The organism is Olsenella kribbiana (assembly GCF_036408795.1).
Taxonomy (GTDB): Bacteria; Actinomycetota; Coriobacteriia; order Coriobacteriales; family Atopobiaceae; genus Olsenella_L; species Olsenella_L kribbiana.
In genome coordinates this window covers 161906-174158 of the sequence record NZ_JAZGJP010000005.1, presented here as the reverse complement: position 1 = coordinate 174158, position 12253 = coordinate 161906, and the positions used below count along the sequence as shown (strand labels likewise).

The window sequence follows — 12253 nt, the reverse complement described above, 5'->3', positions numbered from 1 at the left end:
GCGGCGACTGCCAGCCCCAGCTCCCGGGTCGCCCGGTGAAGGCGAGGAAGAAGGGCGTGAAGGGAGCGAAGAGCGTTGCTGCCTAGGCTAGCCCCTTGTCACACAAACTACCGAAGCCTCAAAGAAGTTCGCCGAGGAGATGGAAGCGTCGGGTACGGTCGATGCCATTCGTGCTGAAGCGGGCAATCTCCGCTATGAGTACTGGGTCTCCTTCGACGACCCGGAGACCGTCCTTCTGATCGACTCCTGGGAGAACCAGGCGGCAATCGATGCCCACCATGCATCGCCGATGATGAAGACGATTGCAGAGCTGCGCGACAAGTACGACCTGCACATGACGTTCGAGCGCTATGTCTCGGACGAGGCGGGCATGCCTGAGAGCGACCAGAAGTTCATCAGAAAATAGCAGAGCATTCGCAATGTCTTGACCTGCGCCGTCCAGAGCTGCAACTGGGCGGCGCTTTCTGTTGGAGGCTATGGTGGGAAAGCTCCCAATGCGGCTCAACTCGACATGAAGGCAACCTTCCATAGTCTCATTCGTCCCATTTCGGCAATCTCGCCTTTGAGCTGCCTTTTCGGTGCAAGAATATGGTGCCGGAAGGAAGAGCCTTCCAGAGAAGACCAGCATCCCAGAGGAAGGGGAGGGAACATGAACGAGCATGATTCAGCTTGCACCATCAGCGTGCCGCAGGATATGAGCGAGAGCATCTCTATCAGAGTGGGCAGGGCTGTAGCGGAGCTGCTTGTCCAGCATGAGCCCGTCTCCTTCTACTCTGTCGCAGAGCGATCGGCTGTATCGCGCAGCACGCTCTACCGCAGGGAAGACCTTCGCCGTCTTGTCTGCCGCGCCCGCGAAGGGAAGCTTGGCGCTGCGGGAAGCGATGATGCCGCTTCCGAGATAGCCCGGCTCGAGCTCGAGAATGCCGGGCTCCGCCGTGAGCTCGAAGAGGTCAGGCGCGAGAGGATGCTTCTCCAGCGGGGCTGGCAGGCGCGACGACAGCGCCAGGAGCATGCCCTGCGCAGGCTGCACAGGCATGCCTCAAGAGCGGCATAGCGAGGAATAAGAGCTCATCCGGAAAGCAAGAATAGGCTGCCGAATGACAGCCCGCCATGGAGCCATGCCGAGATGAGGCAGAGCTCCTGCCGGACAGCTCATTGCTGCTGCATATCGTGCTCCGTGCATCGAAGCAGCCTTTTCGGGGCGTGGCGGAACGGAAGACGCGCGGGCTTCAGGTGCCCGTGGCCATAGGGCCGTGTGGGTTCGAATCCCGCCGCCCCGACCAAGTGCATGAAAAAACGTATCAAGGCATCGGGCGTAGGCTGCGATGCTGCTGCCTGCTGCTTCGGCAGAGGCAGATGAACCATAGAGAGATTCAGCAGAAGGAGGAAAGGGACATGGCAGTGTATGCAAAGTACACGCATGTCGAGCGGCTCGGCACAGAGGAATGCGAGGGGCTTCTCGACAATGATTGCGTGTATGTCTCATCCAAGATAGATGGAACGAATGCCTGCGTCTTCTGGGATGAGGAGACGGGCGCACTCGGCGCAGGATCGCGTACGCGCACGCTTTCTGCCGAGTCGGACAATGCCGGCTTCTTCGCGTGGGCTACAGGCGATGCTCAAGAGGCAAAGCTTCTGAGAGAATACTGCAGGGCACATCCAGCGCAGGTCGTCTACGGCGAGTGGATGGGCAAGGACAAGCTCATCGGCTCCTTCAAGGGCTACGACAAGAGGGCTCTGGGCACGCTGTTCATCTACGACGTGCTCGACGAGGAGGCTGGAGGATATCTCCCCGAGCCCACGTGGAGGGAGGAGCTTGCCAAGGCGGGCCTCGAGCCCTATTTCGTGAAGCTTCTGGCTGTGCTTGACCATCCGACTGAGGTAGATGTTCTCGATCTTGCAAAGAGGAACGACTTCCTTATCGAGGGGACCGGCAAGGTCGGCGAGGGCGTCGTCTGCAAGGTGCCTGGCTGGAAGAACCAGTTCGGCCGCATGGCATACGGGAAGATCGTGCTCGACGAGTTCAAGCGGCAGGGAAGGAAGCCTGCCTTTCATGAACAGGTGGAGCCTGCCATCATCGAGGCATTCGTGACGGATGCCGAGATCGAGAAGACGATAGCGAAGGTATGCGTCGCGTGCGGCACCGACGAGTTCGACCTGGCGAGCCGCAAGATGATGGGGATGCTCATCTCCTTCAGCTGGAAGGACTTGCTTGGGGAGTGCCCGAACTGGGCCAGGAAGTTCAGGAATCCGAAGGTCGACCTCGGGACCTTGCAGGGTCTCTGCTCCAGACGTGTCGGCACGTTTGCTGCAGCCAAGCATTAGGACTGCCTGCATGGAGAAAAGCAGGGAAGAGCAGCCCGTATGGGACGGAAATGAACGTCCTGTACGGGCTTCCTGCTTTTATGGGAGGGATTCAGGAACTCCTGCTTACCTCGAGATCGAACGAGTTGCTGTCTCCGCGGTAGGTGGCAACGGAGTACTCCACCGCTGTCCCGTCCGCATCGCGCGCGACGGAGTGGAAGACGATCAGGGGGTCTCCTGGCTCCACATCGAGAAGCGCTGCCGTGGCACCTTCTGCCTTGATGGCCTCGAGGTGGCGCCGTGCACGCATGACCTGCTTCCCGCATTCGCTCATGGCGGCATAGAGGCTTTTCGTGTCGAAGTCGTACTGGTCGAGCCCAGGATAGAGCGCATAGGGGATGTAGCTTTCCACGAAGACATTGGGCTCTCCGTCTGCATAGCGCAGGCGCACAAGCTTGTAGACCTCGTTTCCCGGGGAGAGCTCGAGCGCCTCCTGCACCGCCTCGCCTGCACGCTCGCGGCGGAACGTGAGCACCTTCGTGCTCGGCATGCGTCCTGCCAGACGCATCGCATCCTCGAAGCTTGCGAGCTCCATCGTGAATCCGCGCTGGCTTACTTTGGGATGCGTAACGATCGTGCCACGCTTGCGGCGCTTTTCCAGGAAGCCCTCGCTTGCAAGGATCTGGAGCGCCTGGCGAACAGTGGGTCGGCTCACGCCGTAGGCCTGTGCGAGCTCGATCTCCGTGGGGATGGTCGTGCCCTCGGGATAGGTCCCGTCCTTGATCTTTGCGAGAAGGTCGTCCTTTATCCTGTCGTAGAGCGTCTCTGCCACGTCTGGCCTTTCGTCTGTGTGGATGCCCCCATTGTAGGTGACTGGGAATGGCATGAAGTAAGGTATGACATAAAAAGTCTGGGAAAGCAGCAAATTCTGGTCCAGGTACCTGCTGCTTGAAAGAATCTTCTGCAAGAAAGTCAGGCAATTGCGGCATAGAGGTCAGCTATAGGCGCTATTATGTCAGACATAAAGACCGACAGAGGCAGAACATGGTGCCTGCCTTCCGGAAAGGGAGCATGCATGAAGCGCTATACGATCTCAGAGCTTGCGTATATGGTCGACCATACGAATCTGCATCCCGATGCGACGCGCAAAGACATGGAGAAGCTCTGCCATGAGGCAGTGACGTATGGCTTCCATATGGTTGCCGTCAATTCGGTGCAGTCGAAGCTCTGCTCGACCCTGCTTGCTGGCACGAATGTCCATACGGGCGCTGCCATCTCCTTCCCGCTCGGCCAGACCTCGATTGCCACGAAGGTCTTCGAGACGAAGGATGCCCTTGCAAATGGCGCGAACGAGATCGACTATGTCGTGAACCTCACGGAAGTGAAGGCGGGCAACTGGGACTACATCGCATCGGAGATGTCGCAGATCGTGCGTGTCTGCCGCGAGGCAGGTGTGCCTTCCAAGGTGATCTTCGAGAACTGCCTGCTCACGCATGAGGAGAAGCTGAAGCTCTGCGAGGTGGCCTCGAAGGTGCTGCCGACCTTTGTGAAGACCTCTACCGGCTTCTCGACGGGCGGCGCTACGGTCGAGGATGTCCGCCTCATGAGGGGGCATGTCGATCCGCGCGTGAAGGTGAAGGCGGCAGGCGGCATCCGCACGGCCGATGCCTTCCTTGCAATGGTCGCGGCAGGCGCCGAGCGCATTGGCTGCAGTGCCGGCGTTCCCATCATGGAAGAGCTCAAGCAGCGTGCAGCCGAGTCCGGCACGGACATCTTCGAGCTGTAAGGACCTCTATGGGACCGATACTCTTGAGGCCAAACTACATCTCTCCCGTCTGGTCAGGTCCTCGAATCAATGAGGCGAGAGGCCTCGAGGCGGATGTCTGGTACGGCGAGTCGTTCGACGTCTCTGTACATGAGGGACTCGTGAACATGGTCGAGGGAGGCCCCTTCGACGGGATGTCGCTCGACCGGCTCATCGACGAGCATCGAGAAGAGATCATGGGGGAGTGTGCAGGCGATCCTGGCATCGTGCAGGTGCTCACGATGGATGCTGCTCAGAACCTCTCCGTGCAGGTACATCCCGATGAGGCGTATGCCCAGGCACATGAGCACGACCACGAGAAGACGGAGTCCTGGTACATCCTGGCGGCAGATCCGGGTGCGACCATCATACTCGGAACGACGACAGACGATGTCGGGGCTCTGCGTGTAGCTGCAGCAGATGACACGATTGGCGAGCGCTATGGGCGCCGCATCCCTGTAGAGGAAGGTGACTTCGTGCTTGTGCCGGCAGGGACGCTCCATGCACTCGGTGCAGGCGTCTTTGCGCTGGAGGTAGGATCCTTCGGCTTCAAGACCTACCGCATCTGCGACTGGGGCCGTGGCCGCGAGCTCCATGTGAAGCAGGGATTCGATGTGCTGAGGACTGAGAGCAGGCCTGAGCCAAGAAGGCTTGGCGCCTTGGATCCAAAGGCTCCTGCGGGCGTTCGCCGGGGCATCACGACCAGCATCTTCGTCTCTGATGTGGCTGATGTCAGAGGCAGCTGGACGCAGGATACCTGTAGCCGCTATCACATCATCTCCTGCGTAGCCGGCACGGCAAAAGTGGAGACTGAGGACGGAACTGCAGCGCTTGCTCCCACACGTTCCCTTATCGTTCCGGCATCTGCCGGAAGCTACACCGTTGAGGGATGCTGCCGCGTGCTCAGGAGCTATGCAGCACACTCCTGCGAGTTCGAAGATGAAGGCAAATAGGAGGAGACATGGCAAGAGAGCGGGTCTTGATTACCGGTGCGCACGGATATCTTGCAAGTCTGGCGCAGCTCTACAACGCAGGCACCTACGACTTCATCCGGGTATCGCATAGCGACGTGGACTTCGCTGATCCCGAGCGGGTAGCAGAGCGCTTCAGGAAGGCAGACTTCGATATCTGCCTCCATATGGCAGCAGATGCCACGACGGCACACTGCGAGAAGGACTCCGAAGGCACACATCGCGTGAATACGGAGTCCGCTATCGAGATTGCTCGCGTCTGCCAGGAGCGGGGCAAGAGGCTTGTCTTCATCTCGACCGAGCAGTGCTTCAATGCCGCGCCGGGACAGGCACCATACTGCGAAACGGATGAGATGGGGACGGTCAGCCGTTATGGCCAGCAGAAGGCAGAGGCCGATCTCTGGATCCAGGAGCACCTCGAGGACTATGTGATCCTCCGCTTCTCCTGGATGTTCGGCCTTGCGCTGCCGGGCGTGCATCCTTCCCCCAACATCCTCACGAACGTGATGCGGGCGCTCCGAACGGATACGCCGACAGGCTTCCGCGTGCATGAGCGGAGAAACATGACGTACGCACAGAGATTTGCTGGACAGCTGCCGAAGATTCTGGCACTGCCGTCTGGCGTCTACCATCTTGCGAGCCAGAATCCCTATACGACCTATGAGGCAGCACGGGTGATTGCTGCACGTCTTGGCTGTGATTCCAGAATCACAGAGCGCATCATCCTGCCCGATGAGAAGACGTATGCAGAGGCTCCGCGCGATTTCCGTCTGGCATCCGACAAGATTCAAGCTGCTGGCATCGAGCTCGGGACGTTCGAGGAAGATCTCGATCTCTGCCTGCGTGATTTCGGGCTTGCATAGAGCGGCAGGCATTCTGTCTGAACCAGCCGGAGCAGGAGGGCTTCTCCCGCTCCGGCTTTTATGTCATGGGGAGCTTGCGTCTGATGGCGGCTTCGATGGGCGCTGCGCTTGCCGGGGTTGATTTCACCTGTCATCCGTACACTCCGGGGGGCAGGTCAGGATTCCTGCAGCTAGCCGAACGGATGCAGCTGTTGCCGCGGTCGAGGCCTTCCTCGACCAGCCTCCTCTCCGGCTTCGTCAGACTCAGATATGCCCTGGACTGGGGGCTTCCTCCCTTTCTTCCTGGATCTTCCGGACATGCGATGTCAGCTTATTCCTGCACGTCGTCTGGCCGGCCTCTCCGGCCGCCGCGCACAGGTTCCGCCGTCCATCTGTACATGTACAGCTGACTTCCGGAACCGTTCGTATGAAGTCTGTAATTGAGCTCGCAAACAGTCATATGACCCAATCTACCTGGGTGTTTGTGATGGACTGTGCGCGCGCTATAATGGCCTTGACATGGGGGAGCTGGGGCTATGGCCCGGCTGAGAGGTGGCACCTCCTGCCACGACCCAATTACCTGATCCGGATAATGCCGGCGTAGGGACCAGAGCAACGTGTTCGGGCGCCTTACGAGATGTAGGGCGCCTTTTTGGTGCCCGGAAAGGATATGCATGAACTGCTCTGTCGCAATCCAGTATCTGCCGCTCGATGCGGCAACCGATGAAGAGGTGTGCCGCATCGTCGATGCGGTCATCGCCTACATCGACTCCACGGGCATCGACTACTTCGTAGGGCCCTTCGAGACCGCTATCGAGGGCGACTACGACGAGTGCATGGAGATCGTGAAGCAGTGCCAGCTCGTCGGCGCCAAGGCCGGCTGCAAGCATGTGGCGACCTATGTGAAGATCGACTACCGCTCCGAGGGCGACGTAATGACCACAGAGCACAAGGTGGGGAAGTACCATCCCACGGACAGCGAGTTCCGGGACAGGAGCGAAGACGTTGCCTAGCGAGGATGTCTCCGAAGAGACGGAGAAGAAGGCAGAGGAGCTGCTTGCCGAGCGCAGGAAGCGTGCGCACCGCCGTGCCGTCATGATTCCTGCATTGACGATACTGGCGATCCTTGCAATCTGGCAGCTTGTCGTCGTGGTCGGCCTCATCCCGAACTTCCTTCTGCCGAGCCCGACCCAGGTCATCACGGCGCTTGTGACCGATGCAGGGCTTCTTGCCTCGCACTCCGTGACGACGCTTGTCGAGTCCATCCTGGGCCTCGTTATCGGCGTCGCCGTCGGCTTTGTCGTGGCAGTGCTGATGGACCGCTTCGAGGGCGTGGCACTGGCGCTCAATCCTCTCGTCACGATCAGCCAGACGATTCCCACCGTCGCAATCGCGCCGCTTCTCGTCCTCTGGTTCGGCTACGGCCTTGCCCCGAAGATCGTCCTCGTCGTTATCTCCACCTTCTTCCCCGTGACGGTCTCGCTCGTCTCGGGATTTCGCTCGGTCGACCCCGATCTCCTCGACCTCATGCGCACGATGAACGCAAGCCGCTGGCAGATCTTCTGGCAGGTGAAGCTGCCGGCAGCCCTGAATGAGTTCTATAGCGGCCTTCGCATCTCAGCTACCTACGCAATCGTCGGTGCTGTCATCGCCGAGTGGCTCGGCGGCTTCAGCGGACTCGGCGTGTACATGACACGCGTCAGGAAGTCGTTCTCCTATGACCGCATGTTTGCCGTGATCATCCTGATCTCGGCCCTCTCCCTTCTCCTCATGAAGGGCGTCGATGCACTCCAGAAACTCACCATGCCTTGGCTCAAGGCAGAAAGGAAGAACAGAAAATGAAGAATCTCTCCCGCCGCGCATTTTTGGGAGCAGGCGCCCTTGCCTGCACGAGCGCTCTTGCCGCCTGCGGATCCTATGACAACTCCGGTGCCCAGTCCCAGTCGCAGAGCTCGTCTGCTTCCTCGTCTTCGGATTCATCCGAAACGACGCATATCGACTTCTGCCTCGACTACACCCCGAACACGAACCACACCGGCATCTACGTCGCCCAGAAGAAGGGCTGGTTTGCCGATGAAGGTCTCGATGTCTCGATCATCCAGCCGGCAGACGATACGGCAGAGGCCCTGATCGGCTCGGGCCAGGCGCAGATGGGCGTCTCCTACCAGGACTACATTGCCAATGCCCTTGCCTCTGACAATCCGCTTCCGATCCAGGCAGTCGCTGCCATCATCCAGCACAACACCTCTGGCATCATGAGCCGCCAGGAGGATGGCATCACGTCCGCAAAGAAGATGGAAGACCATGTCTATGCGACGTGGGACATGCCGGTCGAGCAGGCGACGATCAAGCAGGTCATGGAGGCAGACGGCGGCGACTTCTCGAAGCTCAAGATGGTTGCCTACTCCGTGGACGACGAGGTCAGTGGCCTCAAGGCGAACATGTTCGACTGCGTCTGGGTCTATGAGGGATGGGCTGTGCAGAATGCTGCGGTCCAGGACTATCCGGTGAACTACTTCAGCTTCATCTCGATGGATCCGGTCTTCGACTTCTATACGCCGGTCCTCGCTGCGAACAACGACTTCTGCAAGGAGAACCCGGATACGGTTGCTGCCTTCGTGCGCGCGGCGAAGAAGGGCTACGAGTACGCAATCGAGAATCCGGACGAGGCGGCGGATATCCTGCTCGAAGAGGTGCCGGAGCTCGACTCTGCCCTCGTGAAGAAGAGCCAGACCTATCTTGCTGGCCAGTACCAGGCAGATGCCTCCTCCTGGGGCGTCATCGACGCCGACCGCTGGGCAGCCTACTTCCAGTGGCTCAACGACAACGACCTTGTCACGAACAAGCTCGATGTCAATGCTGGCTGGACGATGGACTACCTCGAGGCTTGAGGCCATGGCAGAATCCGCAAACACGCCAGCGCTCGAAGCCGACGATCTCGTCCTTTCCTGGGATGGGGTCCATGCAGTCGTCTCTCATGTGAGCATGTCGGTAGCGCCAGGAGAGGTCGTCTGCCTTGTCGGACGCTCCGGCTGCGGCAAGACGACGATCCTCCATGCTCTCTCAGGACTCACCGTTCCCGATGCGGGCCGCGTGCTCCTGCATGGGACAGACATCACGGGGCATCCGGGCAAGGTGAGCTACATGCTCCAGAAGGATCTCCTGCTGCCACACAAGACGATCGAGGACAATGTCTCCCTGCCGCTCGTGCTCGGAGGCATGAAGAAAGAGGAGGCACGTGCGAAGGCGGCACCGCTCTTTGGCCGCTTCGGCCTTGAGGGGACGCAGAAGAAGTGGCCCTCGGAGCTTTCGGGCGGCATGCGCCAGCGTGCGGCGTTCCTGCGCACCTACCTCATGGGCAACGATGTGATGCTTCTGGACGAGCCGTTCAGCGCTTTGGACGCCTTGACGAGAGCAGACATGAGGAGCTGGTACTGCAGCATGGCAGAGGAGCTCGGATATGCGACCCTCATGATCACGCACGATGTCGACGAGGCAGTGAGCATGGCGAGAAGGATCTATGTCCTCGGCGGCAACCCCTCAGAAGGCAGGCCGAGCCACCTTGTCGGCGAGATTGCCGTGCCAAGAGGAGATCTCTCCGCTTCTGCTTTCGCGCTCACAGATGACTTCCTCTCCTGCAAGAAGCAGGTGCTCGAGCTTCTGGGTGCCAACGCTACAAGTTGATGGCAGTGTCAGCGATCTGATGTGCGCAAGGTCCCTTCGGAGGATAATGGATGTCCATATCCGATGAAGGGACTTTTTCATGCCGCTTACGCTCAATTCGGCGCTCTCCACGCTCAAGCCTTCGGGCATCCGCCAGTTTGCACGTCTCGCGCATGAGACGCCGGGGTGCATCTCGCTCACGCTCGGCGAGCCGGGGGAGACGACGCCTGCTCCCATCCGTGCAGAGGTTGCACATTCGCTCGAAGAGGGCAAGACCCACTATCCGCCGAACAATGGCACAGCTGAGCTCAGGGAAGCCATCTCATCCTACATGGCAGGGCGCGGCCTTGCGTTTTCGCCGGAGCAGGTCATCGTCACCTCGGGCGCGACCGAGGCCATCTATACGATCCTCACGACGATTCTGGAGCCGGGCGATGACTTCATCATCCCCACGCCGGCATTCCTCCTCTACGATGCAATCGCGCGCATCTGCCGCGCGAACCCCATAACGCTCGATACGTCAGAGGACAGCTTCCAGATAGAGAAGGAAAAGCTCGCTGCTCTTGTGGGCCCCAAGACCAAGGCCATCATCCTGAACTCGCCCCTGAATCCGACAGGCACCGTGCTCACGAAGGAAAGCCTGGCTGCTGTGGCTGAGCTGGCCCGTGAGCATGACTTCTATGTGATCTGCGACAATGTGTATGAGCGGCTTGTCTATGCGGACGAGTTCACGGGCTTTGCCGAGAGCTATCCGGAGCTTGCGGACCGGACAATCGTCGTGAACAGCTTCTCGAAGCCCTATGCCATGACTGGCTGGCGCCTGGGGTGGCTTGCGGCGCCAGAGCCCCTCATGCCTGCCCTTTCGATGGTCCACATGTATGCCATCTCGAGCGTCGTCGCATTCACGCAGGATGCCGCTGCCAGGGCGCTGGCAAGCGATGTGGAGCCCTTCAGGCAGAGCTACGAGAGGCGGCGCGACAGCACGATTGCGGCGCTCCAGGAAATGGGCCTTCCCTGCGTCGTGCCAGAAGGCGCCTTCTATGCATTCCCATCGGTCGCAGGGCTTGCAGATACAGATGGGAGCCATATCGGTGCGGAGCGCTTCTGCACCCGTGCCATCAAGGAGGCAGGGGTTGCCCTCGTGCCGGGCACCTGCTTTGGCTGTGCCGGCCATGTACGCATCTCATATGCGACAGACGAGGAGACGCTCAAGGAGGGTCTCCGCCGTCTTGCGTCCTTCGTGGGAAGCCTGCAGAGGATCTGAGTTCGCAAGCTGGAGCAGAAAAGCAGATGGACATGAAGAGAGGGCAGCCAGCCGGCTGCCCTCTCGTGTTTTCTGCTGTCCTTGCCGTCCGCCCTTATGGCATGCGGATCAGGCGCTCGTAGGCAGAAAGGCCCACCGTCAAGATCGACTCGTCGAAGTTGAAGTCTGCAGCATGGAGCGGCGTCTTCTCGCCGGTGCCGAGAAGCAGGAAGACGCCGGGAAGGTAGCGCTGGTACCAGGCAAAGTCTTCGGCAATAAGGAGCGGCTCGGGCAGAAGCTCGAGCTCGGGAAGCGCGGCAAGCGCCTTCTGGAAGAGGCCTGGGTCGTTCGTGACCGGGGGATAGCCCTGGGAGAAGTGGACCTCGGAGGTGCAGCGCTCGTCCTCTGCGGCTCTGGCAGCGAGATCTTTGACCTCGTCCTGAAGGCGCGTGTCCATTGCGTCGGAGAAGATGCGCAAGGAGCCTTCGAGCTTAGCCGTATCGGCAATCTGGTTTCTGACAGAACCCGCCTCCATGCGGCCGAACTTCAGGATGCAGGGCTCCACTGCCCTGCGTTCCTCGAGGAGGTCTGCAGCCGCACGCTGGAAGCGACAGGCAGCAGAGAGGGCATCTGCTCCCTGGTCTGCTTTCGCGATATGGGACGCCTTGCCCAGGAACGTGACGTCGGTCTCATGCGAGCCTGCCAGAAGAGGTCCTGGCTTCGAGGCAAGCGTGCCTTTCGGAAGATCGGGCCAGAGATGGAAGCCGAAGATCCTGTCCGCATGGACCTTCCTGAAGATGCCCGACTCGCAGACAATCCGGGCACCTCCCGTCGTCTCCTCTGCCGGCTGGAAGACAAGGAGCACCGAACGGGGAAGCTCATCTGCACAGGCGACAATATGGTGTGCGAGTCCCAGAAGCATTGCCATGTGTCCGTCATGTCCGCAGGCGTGCATCTTGTGCGGATGCGTCGAGGCAAAGGGGACGCCGGTCGTCTCTGTGACAGGCAAGGCATCCATATCGGAGCGGAGGGCTGTCGTGTGCTCGCTTCCGCGGTCGAGGAAGAGGCAGACAGTGGAGCGGCAGGGGTGGAGGATCTCAGCTTTCTGCCCACTGGCTACGAGGGCATCCCTCACGCCTTCGAGCTCGTGCTCGATATAGGCAAGCGTCTCAGGCAGGTCGAAATCGGTCTCTGGTATCTGGTGCAGGTCGCGCCGCCACTGGCGCAGGTCTGCTGCAGTCGGCTCTTTGGACATAGGCAAGGTCCTTCCGTGCTATGGATAGGTTGCTGCATCCATTGTGATGCAGCCGTGTGGGGCCGCTGTGGGCGCCGCGCATCCATTCTGTTACAGGGACGGGAGCATTCTGGCCCCGCTCCCTATAATCGGATGCGTATACGATTGCAGGTGCATATCGATAGCCACATC

The 12253-nt window shown here is 60.0% G+C and carries 13 protein-coding genes and 1 tRNA gene; 12 read left to right on the top strand and 2 right to left on the bottom strand.

From position 1 onward, the window contains the following. Positions 1-139: 139 nt before the first annotated feature. From VXJ24_RS05295 to VXJ24_RS05280, 4 genes are all read left to right on the top strand, one after another. A complete protein-coding gene (locus VXJ24_RS05295) occupies positions 140-406 on the top strand; it encodes a putative quinol monooxygenase (protein WP_330971875.1) in 267 nt (88 codons plus the stop codon). Positions 407-649: 243 nt separating this feature from the next. After that, a complete protein-coding gene (locus tag VXJ24_RS05290; RefSeq protein ID WP_330971874.1) occupies positions 650-1054 on the top strand; it encodes a DUF6262 family protein in 405 nt (134 codons plus the stop codon). 143 nt (positions 1055-1197) lie between these two features. Next, positions 1198-1283 (top strand) — tRNA-Leu (locus tag VXJ24_RS05285). Positions 1284-1395: 112 nt separating this feature from the next. Further along, the gene (locus tag VXJ24_RS05280; RefSeq protein WP_330971873.1) at positions 1396-2325 is read left to right on the top strand and encodes an RNA ligase family protein; all 930 of its coding nucleotides are present in this window, start codon (positions 1396-1398) and stop codon (positions 2323-2325) included. Positions 2326-2416: 91 nt separating this feature from the next. On the opposite strand, the gene VXJ24_RS05275 is transcribed toward VXJ24_RS05280, so the two are convergent. Further along, positions 2417-3136: a GntR family transcriptional regulator gene (locus VXJ24_RS05275; protein WP_330971872.1), complete on the bottom strand. Its 720-nt coding sequence runs from the start codon at positions 3134-3136 to the stop codon at positions 2417-2419. A 243-nt stretch (positions 3137-3379) separates the two neighbouring features. Here VXJ24_RS05275 and deoC point away from each other — a divergent pair, with 243 nt between their 5' ends. The 8 genes from deoC to VXJ24_RS05235 all read left to right on the top strand — a co-directional run bounded on the left by deoC (position 3380) and on the right by VXJ24_RS05235 (position 10848). Beyond that, a complete protein-coding gene (deoC, locus tag VXJ24_RS05270) occupies positions 3380-4090 on the top strand; it encodes a deoxyribose-phosphate aldolase (RefSeq protein ID WP_330971871.1) in 711 nt (236 codons plus the stop codon). A gap of 8 nt (positions 4091-4098) precedes the next feature. Next, on the top strand, positions 4099-5061 hold the full coding sequence (locus VXJ24_RS05265; RefSeq protein WP_330971870.1) for a class I mannose-6-phosphate isomerase: 963 nt from the start codon (positions 4099-4101) through the stop codon (positions 5059-5061). 8 nt (positions 5062-5069) lie between these two features. Further along, a complete protein-coding gene (locus VXJ24_RS05260) occupies positions 5070-5942 on the top strand; it encodes an SDR family oxidoreductase (RefSeq protein ID WP_330971869.1) in 873 nt (290 codons plus the stop codon). Between the two features lie 653 nt (positions 5943-6595). Continuing rightward, entirely contained in the window at positions 6596-6934 is a 339-nt protein-coding gene (locus VXJ24_RS05255) for a thiamine-binding protein (protein ID WP_330971868.1), read from the top strand. 82 nt (positions 6935-7016) lie between these two features. Further along, positions 7017-7763, top strand: coding sequence for an ABC transporter permease (locus VXJ24_RS05250; protein ID WP_330971879.1), 747 nt, complete (start codon positions 7017-7019; stop codon positions 7761-7763). Beyond that, positions 7760-8812, top strand: a complete 1053-nt coding sequence (locus VXJ24_RS05245) for an ABC transporter substrate-binding protein (RefSeq protein ID WP_330971867.1) — start codon at positions 7760-7762, stop codon at positions 8810-8812. Before VXJ24_RS05250 ends, VXJ24_RS05245 begins: the two co-directional genes overlap by 4 nt. Before the next feature lie 4 nt (positions 8813-8816). Then, entirely contained in the window at positions 8817-9605 is a 789-nt protein-coding gene (locus VXJ24_RS05240; protein ID WP_330971866.1) for an ABC transporter ATP-binding protein, read from the top strand. Between the two features lie 79 nt (positions 9606-9684). Further along, positions 9685-10848 carry a pyridoxal phosphate-dependent aminotransferase gene (locus VXJ24_RS05235; protein ID WP_330971865.1) on the top strand — a complete coding sequence of 388 codons (1164 nt, stop codon included), beginning with the start codon at positions 9685-9687 and terminating at the stop codon, positions 10846-10848. A 94-nt stretch (positions 10849-10942) separates the two neighbouring features. On the opposite strand, the gene VXJ24_RS05230 is transcribed toward VXJ24_RS05235, so the two are convergent. Further along, positions 10943-12082: an amidohydrolase gene (locus VXJ24_RS05230; RefSeq protein WP_330971864.1), complete on the bottom strand. Its 1140-nt coding sequence runs from the start codon at positions 12080-12082 to the stop codon at positions 10943-10945. Positions 12083-12253 lie beyond the last annotated feature (171 nt).